The organism is Hymenobacter edaphi, assembly GCF_003258365.1.
GTDB classification, from domain to species: Bacteria; Bacteroidota; Bacteroidia; order Cytophagales; family Hymenobacteraceae; genus Solirubrum; species Solirubrum edaphi.
The window spans coordinates 33066-48838 of sequence record NZ_QHKM01000014.1; the positions used below are offsets into that span (position 1 = coordinate 33066).

Below are 15773 nucleotides of genomic sequence, written 5' to 3' on the forward strand. Positions count from 1 at the left end.
TGCCCCATGAATGCAAGCGAAGCCCCCGTTTTTGGGGCCCCTGACTGGAACCGGTACCGAACCCGGTTGGTCGAAGTGCTGACCGACGCGGAAGCCGACATGCAGCAGCGCGGCTACGGCCTCAGCCTCGAAGGCCTGACGCTGGAAGTGGCCGAGCGCCTGCCGATGGGTGTGGCTACGATAGAGGCCTTTTAGGTGCTGGAAGCCTTGGTGAAGGCCCTGCGGCCCATTGCCCGTGAGGCTGTCCGCGCCACGCGTGAGCAGCAGGGCGGGCAGTTTGCCCTGCTGCTATAATCCACTTACCCCTATCACGAGACCTTACGCCCGCCTTTTCATTTACTCCAATCCCATGACGCAGCCCCTGAAATCAACGCCGCTGGCGGACCCCTTTCCACCCCAACAGGCCTACCTGGCCATTGAGGTAAAACCAGTCGACGCGGCGGAAAAGCGCCGTTTGGAGGCCCTGCGCCGGCACGTGCAGGCCCACACTCACACGGCCGATTTGCGTGGGCTGGCGGGGGCGGTGAAGAAGCTGCTGGGGGCCAGCTACGACGTCGGCTGCGGCAGTGTCCACATCTGGGTGAAGCGGGCCGGCGAGGCGCAGCGCCTGGCCATCGTAGCTGACCGGTTGACGACGGCCTACCGGGACTGGTTTGAGCCGCTGCCCGAAGTCCCCGCTACCAGCCGGAATCTGCGCCGGCGCCTTTCCGGGGAGCTGCTTGGCCCAGGTCCCGAACATACCTGAGCCCCACTCGCGTGCCTGCCGGGCGCATCCGCCGGATACGACGGCTGCACTTTGGTGCAGGCTGTGCAGGGTGGGCAATGGGGCAAAGAAGGTTAATTTAAAAGAGCAAAAAGGAATAAATATTGGGTAAAAAAGAGAACGTGTAAGATGCAATTTTCGTTTAAAAAACAGAAGCAATTCACAATAAATCAGTTTTGTACTATGGAAAATGCGCCCCGTTCATTTGCCGCCAAACCGCTGCTTTTTAGCTTGCACAACACCGAGCTGGTAAAGCCCGAGGGCGCCAACTTCCCGCTGCCGCCCCGCCTGTTTCTGCGCACTGCGCCCGGCCAGCCCGCGCTGATTGTCGCCCTGTGCGGCACCACGGGCAAACTCTTTTCGACGACGAGCTACGACGGCGGCCCGTATCAGGTCGTGGGCGGCGACACCTATGCCACCCGGCAGGCTCTGGGAGCATTTTTCCAGACCCAGCACGCGGGCATGCTGCCCGCCGAGGGAGGCGCCACGCTGCTGGGCGTGGACGGCAGCACCCGCGAGGTGCGCCCCGAGAAGGGCCGCAAAAGCTTTGGTCTGGCCCAGCTGTACGCCTTGCTGGAGGCCAACTACATCGACGTGCATTGCCCGCAGCACGGGCCTTACGAGGGCTATATTCTCGTGTTTGACGACGAGGGCAAAGACCGCCGGCGCCCTATCAACCCACTGGCCACCGCCGCGTGGTACGAAACCTATCCGCTGGAACACTACTCGCCCGTCGACGTGGTGGCCGGGCCGGTGCTGCTTATGAAGTCTGCCTTGCTTCGCTAAGCCCAGGCCGGCAGTCGCTTCGGTATCGGAGCGGCTGCCGGTGTGCTTGCCCGTTTCATTCCCCACCGCCTACCGCCGATGCCCGTTTTCTCGAACATACCCCCTGCCTCCGCTGCCAGCCGCTGCGCTCGGCTGGAGGCCCTGCGCGCGGAGCTGCGCTGCATCCTGCAGCACCCGGCCATTGCGCCGGCACGCCGGCAGGCAGCCGAAGCGTTTATAGGCCGGTGCACCGATGCTGCCCGACTGGAGCGGTGGCTGACCTTGGCCGTTGCCGAGTGCGGATGCTGGGAGGTGCAGACGTTAGCGTCAGAAGGGTGTTGTTAAACAAATAGGGGAAAACCTCCGACTCGGGCCCAGGCGGGTTTGCTCGGCGGTTGCCAAGCGGAAACCAGGTTCATGTCAAACGGGGCTCCGGCCAGCAGGGGCTGGTCAGAGAAGTCGTACTCACCATGCATGCAGGTTCAGGTGGCGGTAGAAGAGCAGGGAGTATGGCAAGAGCGTGGCCAGCGTGGCGGCCTGCTGTTCGTGCGGAAGCCAGGGCAAGTGCCGGGAGGGATGCAGGTAGCTTCAGCAGATGAATGCGTTCATCAGAAAGCGCATGCAGGTTTCAGCTACCATCGTTGACGGGCAGCTGAAGTACAGCAAGTAACTCTCCCTGAAAAACTACTTAGCCAAACTACAGCGGCAGCCGAGCCGGAACGCATCGGCTTAAGGAGCCAAGTCAAAGGTTTTGACTATTTGTTTAACAACACCCACTAATCATCCATTCTTACCTCTAACTCATTCTGCCATAGCCCAAAAGAGTGGGTAGCCATTCCGTAGGGGCACACAATATCCGTACTCTCTTTCACTACTTGCCAGGGTGCAGTGCTACAAAAGTAGTCTTGGTTAATTTTCTGTCGGAATGTGCATCCGTCGTAGAGAGGACAACTGCACTGCTCCTTAATTTTAGCAATCGTTTTAGCCGTCAGTAGATTATAAAGCATCCAGTGGCTTCTAATAGTAGTAGCAGCCTGGAATGCTTCCTCGTATTTTTGGTCTTTCGTCACATTGGCTTCGTCATGATAGCTCACTTCTACACCATTATTAAGCAAAATAGGAGGCGGCGCTAATGCAATCAACTGCGCCAATGCGGCTGGTTGCATTAGCAGTGAGTAAAAGAAAAAAACAGGGCTTACGTCTTTTGATACATCAGCTAATATGATGGTCTTTAGATACCAGGTTAAGGCCTTCGCAAGGTAGGTACGCTGAGTATCTTGACTCCACACAGCTATATCAGCTGCCATCTCCTGAAGAAAGGCCTCTTTATCGTGAGAGTTTTTGGCATCTACCTGCTTAATGGTGTCTTGTATCAGTGTTCCGTCTATTTCCCAAGACAGAACGCGGCCAGCTAGCGCTTCTAGCGTTTTAAGAAAAACGGTAGGGGCCTGGATGGAATCAAGTGCCAATCCAGTCAGCAAGAATTTTGTGGCTATATCTGCCTGAATCCTATAGTGGGCAAACAATATGTCACCCAAATGATAGGGCAACGTCATCATGGAGGAGGTAGGCATCTGAAATGTCACACCAGGCAACATTCCCTCCCTGTATTGTTGGGCATAGAAAGAATGAATTTCTTGTAGCGGCATCAGCCCGAAATGGTATTCAGGGACAAGCTTGCTAGTGAAAGTAATGGTATTACGAGCAATCTCCCTCGCACCACTTTTTAGTGGTACCGACTCTACCGCAAATTCAATCTTCTCAATCTGCGCTTGGCCAATGGGTAAGTTTAATTCTAATTGCCCAGTACCGCAGTAAATGAGATAAAACGACCTCATTTCCCCATAAGAGGAATCAAGAGGGATAAATTTAACCTCTTTTTCACCCTGGGAAAATACCTGGGTCAACCCGACTACATCACACATCCACAGGTAAAATCCAAAAATGCCTGATATAGTAGTTACATCTTGTAAGTAATGACAGTATTCGTGCACGAATGCCGGAAGCACTTCGTTCTGAATATGCTGTATACCAGGTTCAGTGCTAAGCCCAAGATTAGATACATCAAGAGCAAACTGACTGGGCCGGTAGGAAGCAAAAGTTGAGCGCATAACGTTTGATACAGATTTTCGCCAAAATTGGGCGACAAGTTACGCTAATCAGTAGCAGGATTTTGCCTATTGTTAGGCGGTTTCTGGGCTGTCAGGAGTTGCGCTCCGTTGTTGCGCATAACGCCCTCTGGTCATTGATTCCCTTGTGAGTGCGGTGTCTTTCGTTGAGAGGTAGCCAGAAAAGTATACAGAGTCGTCCACCATCCCTATTTGCTGTCGCTTCCCGGTGAGTCGGAGGTTTTCCCTTATTTGTTTAACGACACCCTCAGAAGGCAGACAGGAAAGGTGATTTTTAGTCAAGGGAGCGGCCAGCGCGTAAACGGACTACCTTTCGCGCTTTATTCTGTGCCTTTTTAGCCTTCCTTCCATGCCCAAAGTGCCTGCCCCCACCGTTGCTTTTACCGAGCCCTTGACCAGCCCGCCGCGCGTACACCACCCCGCCACGCTGGCGGAACTGCTGGAAGTAGCCGGCACACGCAAGCGTATTGTGGAAGCCTGGGGCGTGTCGGCCCGCACCTACGACACCCGCAAGCGCAGCCCCGGCACCTGCACCGTCGGCGAACTGCAGCAGCTGGCGCGGGTGCTCCACGTTTCCGAGGAAGAACTCTTTGCCGTCGTGCGCGCCGAAGCGGCCGCAGAGTAGTGGGCGTCAGGTAGCGTTACAAAACATAAGCTGTGCCCGGTGCCTGTAAATGGCCTGTGGGCTGTTCCGCCGGCTACTGTGCCGCCTCAAAAGCCCCCGCCATCAACTCCTGCTCGGTGCGCGAGAGCTGGTACCGGCTGGCCACGTCCGGCCATTGCCGCACCGCGGCCACGACCTGCGCGAGCACCACTTCGGCCTGTGCGCCCGACAGGCGGAAGTAAGGAGCCACCTCCCGGGCCAGGTCGAGGTCTAGCGCGTTGTCGGTTTCGGAAATGTTGAGCTTGAGGCCCTGCCCGTAGCGAATGGGATTTAGGTCGAACGCTGGTGAGAGGCGCCATCCCTGGGGCGTGAGCAGAAAACCGTGGTTGCGCAGGTGGTCGTCGGTGTTCGAGACGCAGATGTTGAACACGATGCGCCGCCAGAGCTCGGTCAGGTCTTCGGCCACTTGGGCACCCTGCTGCATAAGCAAGCCCGCCAGCTCCAGGTAGCTGGCCCCGTCCTGGTGGTCCGTGCCGTCCTGATAGCCCAGCAGGGTCATGGCGGAGGCAAAGTGCAGCCGCTCGCCGGCGCCCGTGCGGTCGAAGCGTTGGGAGAGGAAGGTGTGGTGGCGGCTGTTGAAGCGCTGGGCCCGGCCGGTGGCCACTTGCAGGCCGGCGGTCTGGGCCAGTTCGTTCACGACGGCTTCCCAGGCGCCGACGTCGTGTTCGTCCTGCCCGCTGGGGAACTTGGCAATCCAGAGTTGCCCGTGCTCATCCACCACGCTGGCCTTAGGCCGGGCGCCACCCAGCGAGGAGCCTGGCGCGACCAGCATAAACAGCCACTTGAGGTAGTCCGGGTCCTGGGGCGCGTCCACCCGCTCCAGCTGCAGGCTGGCGTATTCCAGCTCCCGCAGCGAGGTCCACGGCGGAGCCGCCATGGCCCGGTTGTCGTTGAGGAACGGGCCCGCCGGGTCAGTTTTGAAGCGCAGCCCGCCCATGCGGTGGCCATCAAAGACCCCCAGCAGGTAGTCCGATTCAAGCAGCGGCCGCTCGCGGCGCTCTTCCTGCCGGGCCAAGGCGGCTTCGCGTCGGCGCATGAGCAGCCGCCCCCAGCGGTCGGGCGACGAATCCAGGAAGAGACCGAAGTTGGCTTGGTCTTCCGGCAGGTACTGCGGGCCGGCAAACAGGTGCAGCGCCGGGTCCAGCACCTGGGCCTGCGGCAGGGCCAGCCACTGCGCGTCGTAGGCAAAGGAAAACACTTCTTTGCCCCGCACCGGCACGGCCGAGAGTGTGCCCATCAGCTGCGGTCCATCGGCCAGGCCCTGCCAGTCGGCGTACACGTAGAGCTGGCGGCGTTCAGCAGTTTTGGCCATGGAATTACTCGCTGGAAGATTGTTTAGGGGCCCGCGCGCTAACCACCAGGTCGGCATCCTGCAGCTTGCGGCCCAGCACGTCATCGGCCGCCAACTGGAGCAAGGTCTTTTCCAGGCCTAGGACAAACAGCACCTGCAGGTAGGCGCCCATGCTTACCGTGGAAGCGCCCTGCTCGATGGCGTGCAGGGTGTTGCGGCTGATGGCAGCGCGCTCGGCCACGCGGGCTGCGCTGAGCTTTCGGCGCAGGCGGGCCAGGCGGATGTTTTCCCCCGCCTGCGTTAGCAACTGCTGCAAACGCGGTAAAAGGACGACTGGGTCTTTGGACATAATGCTCAATATGATGAGCAAAAATACAGGGCTTAGCTCAATTTATTGCGCATTATCTGGCACGCCGCATATGTCTGTGCCTAGTGGGCAGTTGTGCTGATAATAGTATAAAACCTGAACTGTTGCCCTGCCTGCTCCGGCGTCTGTAATTGGCAACAGCGTAACGACCTAGTTAGAAGCTCAGCGTAGCCCGCAAATCTTCAAAAACAGCCCTCCCGGATTTTTGGTCGCCTTTACCTTATCGGTTTTCAGCTGGTACGTGAACTTGAAGAGCTGGTCCAGGTGCTTAGGGTCGCCGAGGATGGTGGCCACTAGCTGCGGCTGATTGATGCCGAGGGCCTCCAGGTGCTGGCGGGCCGCGTGCGCGCGGGCATCCTCCGCCGGCTGCTCAAAGGGAATGGGCAGCTGCTGGGGCTGCTGGCGGGCGATGGTAAAACGTACGGCGTCGTAGGCCCGCCCTTTCTTCACCAGCTCGTAGTCAATTTTGAGGTCGGTGTGCTCGCTGACTTGGCGCACGGCGATGTCGAGTACTCGGGCCTTGAGCTGGCTGATGTTCTGAAACAGCTCCGGCTCCTTGCCCTTGGGGTCTTTCAGGTGCAGCATCTGCTTGAACTCGTCCAGCGGGTAGGTTCGCGTCGACGTCTTATCCTTCCACTGGCTCACCAGCTGGTAGATGCGCTTGGCATACTTGCTGCTCAGCTTCAGGGCCGAATGCAGCTGGTAAGAGGTGAAGTTTTCCTTGAGGTTGAACAGGAAAGGTCGGATGGGCGCAGCAAGCTGAATCTGCAGGCACCCCTTGCCCTTGATGTACTCTACCCGCTGAAACATCCACAGCTGCTGGTACGTGCGCTCGTTCTCCACCTCAAACATGCGCGAGCCCATGTCGGCCGTCGCCTCGCGCAACTGCTGGTAGTTCCACTGCCGCCCGGTAAGGGCTTCCACGTCCTTCACGTAGATGGTATACTCTTGGTCCGGCGTGTCATCCCGGCGCAGCCGGGAAAGCAGGTAAAAGAAGATGTCCAGCTGACAAGCGGTGTAGTCGTAGCGGGCCTGGGTGATGGCGTTGTGCTGACGAACGACGGGAACCGGAGCCGGCTCGACAACTACAACGGCGGTATCTTCAGGCTTCATAAACTAGGACATAAGGACGCGGGGATAAGGCAAATGTAAGCCTCCGGCAGATAAAAAACCACAGTGGTAGTTGAGCGTGGTTTTTCGCTTATGAAACGTGGTGGATAGACTTATAAAACGTGAGAGTTCACTTATAAAAGGTGGTAATAAAAGGTATAAAAAGTGGTTTTTCGCTTATAAAAAGTGGTTTTATACCATTATATACTACTGAATATCAGGCACTTATGAGCCCTACAAATAGACAAGGACTAACAAATAAACTCACAAAGGTTGTTGATGCCGAATCCGGATAGCTTTTTAGGGTGATGGTCCAAAACCCAGACCAAACAAACAAGAAAGCAACAAGAAAATCAGAAAACCCTGACGAACACAGGGATTGCACTTTTCTAAGCAAATCTATAACATTAGCCACTTAAAACCACTTTTTATAAGCAACTGCAGGAACTACTGAACCCTGGGCTATCCACCCCTTACCACCACTTTTTATAAGCCACCATGACTTTTTTCGGCAGAAGAACGATCATTACTAACTTTATACTAACTTATGACTAACAATGAATTACCACGTTTTATAAGTGTCTATCCTCCCCTACTGCCCGAACTAGCACGTTTTATAAGCGAAACCCAGACTCGACAACAACAGTACACCCACCCTTTTGCCTAGCCAAAACGCCGTTCTAGGCTTTGAAATCGGGCATAATTGGACTTTCTGCCCCGTAATGGTTTCCTGTAAGCATACCTGCTCCAGTGGGAAGCGGTGGGAACAAAGCTTATAAAATGTGAGAGATACAGCGCCTGGCCGGCACTGCCTTCACCATGGCTACAGCCTTCTCCTCCCCTACTGCCCAAAAAAGGAAAGCCAGTCCTCGTAAGGACCGGCTTTCCCAAGGCAACGGCCTGCTACCCCTCCCCTACTTAGCCGGCGGCAGCTTGCCGGTTTTGCGTAGGTGTGCATCGTAGTGCCGGTGGGCAGCCTCCAGGTAATTCTTGATGGTGGTGGGCGTGTCCGGACCGGGCGTGGCCAGCAGCAGGCTCATCTTAATCTCCTGCACCACGGATTTGGCGATTTGGACCGTGTGCAGCGGTACTTCGCCCTCCGGAGCGGGCGCAGCTGCCGCGCCGGGCTTACGGCCCCGCGTAGAAGCGCGAACGGGTGCAGCCGCTGGGGCTGCTGACGCTGAAGACGCAGCCGCAGAAGGCGCGGATACCGGTGCGGGTTCGGGGGCAGGCGCCGCCGGAGCAGCAACTGCAGCGGGTGGTGCTATGGGCTCCACCGGTGCCGGCGGCGTGGTGGCCGTGCGGGTGGCCTCCCCTCCCATCCCGGCCCGGGCCTGCTGGCGGGCTTCTTCGGGTACTTCAATGCGGCGGCGCGGCGTGATTTGTGGTTTCTCGAAGCCCATTATTTCGCGGAGGTTGAAGTGGTGGATACAGTGGCCGCCGCGGCGGTGCGGCGGTCGGGCAGGCCCAGGCGCTCGATGAGCTCCTCGCAGACGCGGCGGATTTCCTCGCTCGTGTCCTTGGAGCCGCCGGCGTAGCGCGACCAGGCCGGGTTGAGCAGGCTGTAAAGCGTCGAGGCCCGGGTGTAGGCCTTGCGGTGGCCCAGGTACGAGTTGAAGCGCGCTAGGCCCAGCCCGTCGATGTAGTCGTCCATCTCCTTTTCCTCCCGCTGCCCCGCCACGCGCTTGGTGGGCAGGCCGTAGTACTGGAAGTCAATCTGGGCGTCGTCGGCCGCTTTCTTGATGGCCTCCAGAATCGTCATAAACTCGGCCGTAGAGGCCCGGTCCAGGTAGTCCGATACCAGGGGCACAATCACTGCGTCGCAGGCCGTCAAGGCGTTGAACACGTCGTCGCCATCGGCCCGGCCGGGCACGTCGATGATAATCAGGTCGTAGTTGTGCTCGGGATTGTCGATGAAATCAAAAATCTGGTTCAGCTGCCAGGGGTACACGTCGTAGGGATACTGGGCGTCGGGATTGGTTTCGCGAAGCTTGGCGAAGTTGGCCGCGTCGACCTGCTCGCGGGTCTTGACGATGCTCTGCTGGTAGTCGCAGTCCAGGACGGCGATGCGCAGCCCGTACTCGGTCGCCAACGGAGCAGCGAGCACGAGGGCCAGCGTGGATTTACCGGAGCCACCCTTCTGGGTGGCAAAGCTGATAACCTTGGACATAGTAGGTGCGGGGTAAAGGCGTGGAAGAGCGGTGGCACAGAGGCCAGCGCAATAGTAAGCCAAAAGTAATAGAAAAGCAGAAAGGCAGAAGCGCAGAACCGCACTTTTGCTGAAAAGCAGGAATGTTGTTACTCAGAAAAGTGGTTCTGTAATTCTGTTGTTAAGCTGAAATGCAGAAAAACAGAAACACAAATCAGTTAAAATTTACTTTGGCAGAAATGCACTTCTGCAGAAGTGAGGGTTTGCAGAACTACAGTTCCGCAGCCGGCACAGGAAAAGCATTTTGTCTAAAATAACAGAAATACAAGACAACAGAATTACATAAAAACAGATGAAGCGTGTGTTTACTCCTCAGCGTACGGAAGTATACTAGCTGCAGAAATGTAGAACAACAGAAAAGCAGAATGACAGCTATAGGCCAGCCGGTGCTGCTACTTGGTTACAGTCTCGTCATAACAGAAATGCAGAATTGTAGAACTGTAGGAGCAAGGGTAACGGGATGAAAACCTATCCATCTAGTCTCAGGAAGGGCTTCTTGGGCACAAGCGGACGGCTAACCACCAGTTGGTGGGCACCGGCCGGAGCCTCTAAAAGAGCTGGTAGCGTGGATAGGATTCGATGAACGGCTCTACATCGTGGGGAAATAAGGACGGACATAAACACGAAGTAGGAAAGGTTCGTACTAGCTTTTGACTAACTTTCTGCTAAGTACAGAATAGTCTTAGCAAGAAGAACACTGCAATCCTAAAGCTAACGCTCTATTCTTGAGCAATTTAGCAATCAGCAGAGCTGATTATGTGGCCAGGCAAGGTCTAAGTAACTGATTTAAAGCGCTAAAAATGGCCCACTGGGGCGTAACAGGAAACCAACACTATGAGCACGGAGCTACGCAGAAGGGTCACTCTGGACAACATTGCCTACCGAAAAGGCGAAGCAGCCGCGGCCGAAGTGGGCGCCAGCCTCGGTGCCTACGCCAGTGCGGCGGTGGACTACTTTGCCTCCCGCGGCTTGGACCCCCGTGAGACGGAAGCGCGCGAAGGGCAGCTCATCATGCAGCAGATAAAGAAGCTTGGTGACCGGGTGTTCGGCTTTCTGCAGGAACAAGAGCGCACGCTGCTCACGGCCATGCTGGAGGAAATGCTGCGCACCCGCATCACACTTGACCGGGTGCTGCGCATGAACGAAATTCTGGTGGGCAACCTGAACGCACAGTTGGAAACGCTCAGCGAAGCGCAGCTGCAACGGCAGCAACAGGCGCTGCAACTGCTGCGTCAGCGCAACGAGGAAGCGGTAGAAAAGCAGGTACTGGAAGCGTTGCAAGCGGCCCAACAAGACGGACCGGGCAAACGCCGCAACCCGGCCAAAAGCCCGATAGGGCAGGGGCAGTAGGTAGAAAAATGTCTGTTACTGCAAGGCTAAATTCACCCCGGATTGTTGATGTACGCCAAGCTAATTAACCCAAAAACGCACGGCAAAGCGGCGTATACCAACACCGGTAGCTGCGCGCAAACGTTGAATTATCTGCAGCATGAAGCGGTAGGGGAGGGGCAGGAAGCCGTGTTTTTTGACGGTGATTCCGACGAGCTCAGCGCCGCGCAGCTGCTGCACAGCATCGATACAAACGTCAAAGGACTGCGGGCCACGGAAGCCAAATTCTACTCCCTGGTACTAAGCCCGAGCGAGCAGGAGCTGGCCCACATCGGCAGCGACGCCGGTAAGCTCCGGGACTACACCCGCGAGGTCATGCGCCAGTACGCGCAGAACTTTACCCTGCCCGGCGGCCGGCAGCTCGGCGGCCAGGACCTGGTCTGGGGCGCCGTCCTGCACCAGGACCGTACCCATCGGGGCACGGACCCCGAGGTGGTAGCCGGTACAGCCAAAGCCGGTACCAAGCGGGCAGGCCTGCAGGCCCACGTACACATCATCGTCAGCGCCCGCGACCGGCAGCAGCAGATTACCCTTAACCCGGGCGGGCGCCGGCAGCGGTTTGACCTGATGCGCTGGCAGGCCGTCGCGGGCCGGCAGTTTGAGCGGCAGTTCGGCTACGGGGCGCAGGCCAACGAAAAGCTGCGGCCCCGGGCTACCCAGCTGCGCGACCCGGCGCGTGACGCCGGCCGGCTGGCCAAAATTGCTGAGCGCGTGGCCGGCATCAACCTGCTAGTGCCCCGGGAGCAGCGCCTGACTCCGGAGCGGGTGCAGGACATTGCTGTGGCCCGCGGCTTCGACAAGACCTTTTACCGGATGCTGAGCCGGGTGGAAGAGCGTGCCCGCGACGGCCGCCCCATCGACAATGCCCTGCAGCTGCTGAGCACGGGGCGGGAACAGGCCCCGGCTCCGCAGCGCCAGGCAGTCACGGCCCTGCACGCGGTGCAGCACCTGGTGCGCAGTACCCAGGCCGACCAGCCGGAGCGCACCGAGCACGTGGCCGAGAAGCCCGGCCGCCGCAGCGCGGAGCTCGACATCGAGATGTAAGCCCGCATACCATCCATTCTCTCCATTACCCCATGACCAATCATCCACCCCGGCCGGCGGCCTCCTCTCAAACATTCGTGCTACTCATTGGCCTAGTGCTGCTGGGCCTGCTGGCCGGCGAGTGGTACGTGCTCCAGCACCCGGCGCAGCTGGCCGCCGCCCGCGCCGCGCAGCACCAGGCCCAGCAGGCGCCCCGACTGATTCCCGGCCAGCGCCTAGCGGCCCGGCTGGCTGTCCTCAACCAGCAGCGGGCGGAAGCGCGGCGGGCGCGGCTGCAGCGGCAGGCGGCGCCCGTGGTGGGGAAGCCGGCCGCCGAGCTGGCCACCCGCACGAGCCGGGCCGGCAACGAGGTAGTGAGCAGAGGAGGGGCGGCAGCCGTGCGCGTAGCCACCGCCGGTCAGGGGTTCAAAGGCAAGCTGCTGGTCAAGGCCGGCCGGTTCTACGACGCGGCGGGCGGGTATCTGCGGGCGCTGTTGCTGCTGGTAGCCGGGGCGTTGGTATTTCTGCCGTCCGCGCCGGAGCGCAAACCCGGGCAGGCCCGCCGCAAGCCCCTGCGGCCCCAGGCCGTGCGCATCGTGGTGGCCAGCTGCGCGGGTCTGTTTCTGCTCAGCGCCTACGTGCTGCTGGGCATTGCCTCGTATTCGGCTGCCTTTATCCGGGTGGGCTACCCCGTCGCGGCCACGCTGGTACTGGCCAGCGGCTTCGTGGTGGGGCTGCTGCGGGCCCTAACCAAGAGCCCGGACTTTGGGCTAAGCGTGGAGCGCCGGAGGGTCGACACGCCCGATGGGTTCAGCTTGCCCACAGAAGGGGGCGGTTGGGTGAACGTACCCAATCCGTACCGGGGCGTGCTGGTGCTGGGCGGCGCCGGCGCGGGCAAAACCTATTCCATCGGAGAGCCGGTGATTGAGCAGCTGGCAGCCAAGAACTTTGCCGGGCTCATCTACGACTTCAAATTTCCGGTGCTGGCCGAGACGGCGCAGAAGGCGCTGGAGCTGGCCGGGCGCCGGCTGGGGCCGCCGCGGCGGCTGCCCAACGGGGAGCCCGAGCCGGCGGTAGTGCTGCACGTCATCAACTTCCGCGACCTGCAGCGCAGCGAGCGGGTGAACCCCTTGCGGGCCGCGGACATGCCGGTGGTAGCCTTTGCCGAGGAGTACTCCCGGGCCATCATCAACAACCTCAACCCGGCCAGCATCCGCAAGATGGAGTTTTTCGACATCAGCGCGGTGGCTTACCTGACGGGCATCATCTGGTTTTACAAAAAGCATTTCCCGCGCTACTGCACCATTCCGCACGTGGTGGCCACGGCCATCCACAAGGACTTCAAGCATGTGCTCTCGATGCTGGAAACGGACCCCGAGTGCGCCGGCATGGTGCGCAGCATCGTGACGGCCGTGGAGCAGCGGGCTGAGAAGCAGGTGGCCGCCGTCGTGGGCACGCTGCAGGTGATTATGAACCGCATCAACTCCCCGGAAATCGTGTGGGTGCTCACGCCCGACGAGGAGAAAGGGGAGGGGTTCTCGCTTAACCTGAACGACCCCCGGCAGCCGGCATTGCTCTGCATCGGCAACGACCCGACGCTGAAGGAAACTTTCTCGCCGGTGGTCAGCTGCATCATCACGGTGGCCATCAAGCTCATGAACCAGCAGCACAAGCACCGCAGCTACGTGTTCCTCGACGAGGCCGCCACCGTGTACGTGCCCGGACTGGAGCTGCTGCCGGCCACAGCCCGCAGCAACAAGGTGGCCACCATTTACATGACCCAGGATTTGGCGCAAATGACCGATGCCTATGGGCCTGAAAAGATGAAGGTTATGGTTTCCAACCTCAACAACCAGTTTTTCGGTAAGGTCAACTCGCTCGACACGGCCAAGTTCATTTCAGAGCTCGTGGGCCGGGAGGACAAGCAGATGGTCAGCACCAGCACCGGCAAAAGCCAGGGCGGGGCCGGCAGCCACGGCAGCCACAGCTCCAACCTGAGCACCAGCTACCAGGAGCGCAACCTGGTGCGGGTGCAGGACGCCATCAGCCTGCAACAGGGGGAGTTTATCGGCCAGACCGTGGAAACCGAGCGCACCTTCTTCCAGGGTGTCATCTCCCGGGCCGACGCTACCCCGGAGCGTTTTCCGCTGCACCCGGTGGCTACGTTCGGCGACAATGAAGAGGAAAGTGCCGCGACGCTCTCAGTGGTGGTGCAGGAGAATTACCGGCGGGTCAGCCAGCAGGTAAGAGAAACGCTGGCCATGCACGCAAACACCTTGGCAGGAGCCACAAAGAATGAGGTGGAATAGCCTCTAAAACTCGGAATAAAGCGACGTTTAGCCCCTTTTTGGTGTTGAGTAAGTACCCAGCACCTAAACTCCAATTCCTATGATGAAGAGCTTTTTTACGCCCGCCCCGGCCGGCCTGGACCCCGAGCAGCTCGCCGCCCGCCAGGAGCGGGAGCGCGGCGCCAACAACTCCATTGCCATCCTGATGAGCAACGGCCCGGCGCCGAGCCCGGAGAGCGTGGCCATCATGCAGCGCTACGTGGACGGCGAGCTGAGCATCGACGAGGCCATTGAGCTGAACGACGCGATGCTGCTGGCCCGCTACCAGCCGGGCGCCGCCCCGGCTAGCCCCGAAGACCAATCCGCCCGCTGATGGTAGCCGGCGACCGATTCAGCGACGAAAACGGAGTACGGATAAACCGGCTGGGTATTACCGACCCCCAGCAGCTGGCCCAGGCCGAAACCGACTCCTCCCTGCTCCGCCTGCAGCGGCTCAACCTGCAGGGCGGCATCCCCGGCGGGCGCTACGACCACGCCCACCTCAAGCAGGTGCACCAGAAGCTGTTTGAGGGCGTTTACCAGTGGGCCGGCGAAACCCGGGCCGACCGGGAATTTCAGGGGCACAAGCCCACGTACGTCACCGGCTTCAAGGAAACGATGACCTACGCGCCCTACAAAGAGATTGAGCAGCGCATAAACGCCATCGGCGCGCAGCTGGGCCAAGAGAATTACCTGAAGGGACTGCCGGCGGAGAAGTTTGCCGAGCGGGCCGCCTACTACCTCGACCAGTACAACCACACCCACGCCTTTCGGGATGGCAACGGGCGCACGCTGCAGGCCACGTTTGTCCAGTTGGGCAGGGAGGCTGGCTATCAGGTTGACTTTGCCCGCATCGACCCGGCCACGCTCAACCGGGCCCGCGACCTGGCCATGGTGCGCCCGTACGCGCCTGAGGAAGCGGGGAAGAACCTGCAGGCATTGAAGGCCATGTTTGAGCAGGTTATCAGCCCGGCGCCCGGACTCGAAGCCGAGAGGCTGCGCGACCCCAGCCAAGCGCGGCAGCTGACAACCTTGTCACCGCAGATGCAGGCGATAGATGCCCGGCGTGAGTTGGAAGTGACGGGCTACCGGGTAATGGACATCGTGGCCAACATGCCCGGCGCAGGCAATTACGAGAAGGGGGTAGCGGTGGGGAAAGGTGTAGATGCAACGAATCTGAATCCTGCGGCTATTCAGACCCATCTGGCGCAGTTTCAGCAGGCAGCGGAGAAGATTGCCAGGCATCCCGCGCTGCAGGGGCCGGATGCACGGCAGGACCAGACAGATGCCAGGCGGTTTCTTGCGGCTGCAGAGCAGGTGAAGGAGCTGTCGGTTATCAAAGAGGCAGGTATGAAGATGCCTGTGCTTCCCCGGACTCATGAAGAAGCACAAGCTGTTTTCAAGCAGGTGTCTGGCCAGGTTGCACAGGGCTTACGCGAGCATGGGAAGGGGCTGGACGCTGCCCGGCTACTGGAAGTGGCCCGGCACGTTGAGCGTACACCGTTTATTGGTGGACTAAACCGGGAAAACGTGGGTAAATCAATCGATGCAGCCGACAGGATACCGATGCTGCATAGCAGCCGGCAGCTGGATGAACTGAAAAGCGCTGTAAGTTTTATGGAGAAAGCTCCTCTGCAGCAGGAGCACAGTCCTGCCAGTACCTCCGGTCGTGATGCCGGAGGTGTTGAGCGATAGGGTCAACGTTGCAACCCATGGAGCCGGTTTAACGGGGATAC

The 15773-nt window shown here is 59.4% G+C and carries 15 protein-coding genes; 9 read left to right on the forward strand and 6 right to left on the reverse strand.

The genetic code is table 11. From position 1 onward, the window contains the following. The first annotated feature begins 6 nt into the window (after window positions 1-6). The 3 genes from DLM85_RS25225 (at window position 7) to DLM85_RS23625 (ending at window position 1549) form a co-directional block, all read left to right on the forward strand. Complete coding sequence (locus DLM85_RS25225) at window positions 7-195, forward strand: hypothetical protein (RefSeq protein WP_133257234.1); 189 nt, start codon at window positions 7-9, stop codon at window positions 193-195. 154 nt (window positions 196-349) lie between these two features. Beyond that, window positions 350-745: a hypothetical protein gene (locus DLM85_RS23620; RefSeq protein WP_111480656.1), complete on the forward strand. Its 396-nt coding sequence runs from the start codon at window positions 350-352 to the stop codon at window positions 743-745. Window positions 746-994: 249 nt separating this feature from the next. After that, on the forward strand, window positions 995-1549 hold the full coding sequence (locus DLM85_RS23625; protein WP_133257235.1) for a hypothetical protein: 555 nt from the start codon (window positions 995-997) through the stop codon (window positions 1547-1549). Window positions 1550-2304: 755 nt separating this feature from the next. Here DLM85_RS23625 and DLM85_RS23630 read toward each other — a convergent pair. Then, on the reverse strand, window positions 2305-3639 hold the full coding sequence (locus tag DLM85_RS23630; protein ID WP_133257236.1) for a hypothetical protein: 1335 nt from the start codon (window positions 3637-3639) through the stop codon (window positions 2305-2307). Between the two features lie 367 nt (window positions 3640-4006). On the opposite strand from DLM85_RS23630, the gene DLM85_RS23635 reads away from it, so the two are divergent. Further along, entirely contained in the window at window positions 4007-4282 is a 276-nt protein-coding gene (locus tag DLM85_RS23635; RefSeq protein ID WP_111480659.1) for a hypothetical protein, read from the forward strand. 73 nt (window positions 4283-4355) lie between these two features. Here DLM85_RS23635 and DLM85_RS23640 read toward each other — a convergent pair whose 3' ends face one another. The 5 genes from DLM85_RS23640 to DLM85_RS23655 all read right to left on the reverse strand — a co-directional run bounded on the left by DLM85_RS23640 (window position 4356) and on the right by DLM85_RS23655 (window position 9259). Then, complete coding sequence (locus tag DLM85_RS23640) at window positions 4356-5633, reverse strand: type II toxin-antitoxin system HipA family toxin (protein WP_111480660.1); 1278 nt, start codon at window positions 5631-5633, stop codon at window positions 4356-4358. Between the two features lie 4 nt (window positions 5634-5637). After that, window positions 5638-5928, reverse strand: coding sequence for a helix-turn-helix domain-containing protein (locus DLM85_RS23645; protein WP_243636100.1), 291 nt, complete (start codon window positions 5926-5928; stop codon window positions 5638-5640). A gap of 213 nt (window positions 5929-6141) precedes the next feature. After that, window positions 6142-7092 carry a replication initiation protein gene (locus tag DLM85_RS23650; RefSeq protein ID WP_111480662.1) on the reverse strand — a complete coding sequence of 317 codons (951 nt, stop codon included), beginning with the start codon at window positions 7090-7092 and terminating at the stop codon, window positions 6142-6144. A 911-nt stretch (window positions 7093-8003) separates the two neighbouring features. Beyond that, a complete protein-coding gene (locus DLM85_RS25665) occupies window positions 8004-8147 on the reverse strand; it encodes a hypothetical protein (protein WP_165822279.1) in 144 nt (47 codons plus the stop codon). Between the two features lie 344 nt (window positions 8148-8491). Continuing rightward, on the reverse strand, window positions 8492-9259 hold the full coding sequence (locus DLM85_RS23655) for a ParA family protein (RefSeq protein ID WP_111480663.1): 768 nt from the start codon (window positions 9257-9259) through the stop codon (window positions 8492-8494). A gap of 873 nt (window positions 9260-10132) precedes the next feature. On the opposite strand from DLM85_RS23655, the gene DLM85_RS23660 reads away from it, so the two are divergent. The 5 genes from DLM85_RS23660 (at window position 10133) to DLM85_RS23680 (ending at window position 15732) form a co-directional block, all read left to right on the forward strand. Then, window positions 10133-10648, forward strand: a complete 516-nt coding sequence (locus DLM85_RS23660) for a BfmA/BtgA family mobilization protein (protein ID WP_133257237.1) — start codon at window positions 10133-10135, stop codon at window positions 10646-10648. A 48-nt stretch (window positions 10649-10696) separates the two neighbouring features. Continuing rightward, complete coding sequence (locus DLM85_RS23665) at window positions 10697-11731, forward strand: DUF5712 family protein (RefSeq protein WP_111480665.1); 1035 nt, start codon at window positions 10697-10699, stop codon at window positions 11729-11731. Between the two features lie 32 nt (window positions 11732-11763). Then, entirely contained in the window at window positions 11764-14019 is a 2256-nt protein-coding gene (locus DLM85_RS23670) for a type IV secretory system conjugative DNA transfer family protein (RefSeq protein WP_133257239.1), read from the forward strand. A gap of 79 nt (window positions 14020-14098) precedes the next feature. After that, a complete protein-coding gene (locus tag DLM85_RS23675) occupies window positions 14099-14371 on the forward strand; it encodes an antitoxin VbhA family protein (protein ID WP_111480667.1) in 273 nt (90 codons plus the stop codon). Continuing rightward, window positions 14371-15732 carry a Fic/DOC family protein gene (locus DLM85_RS23680; RefSeq protein WP_111480668.1) on the forward strand — a complete coding sequence of 454 codons (1362 nt, stop codon included), beginning with the start codon at window positions 14371-14373 and terminating at the stop codon, window positions 15730-15732. The genes DLM85_RS23675 and DLM85_RS23680 overlap by 1 nt, the downstream gene beginning before the upstream one ends. Window positions 15733-15773: the final 41 nt, after the last annotated feature.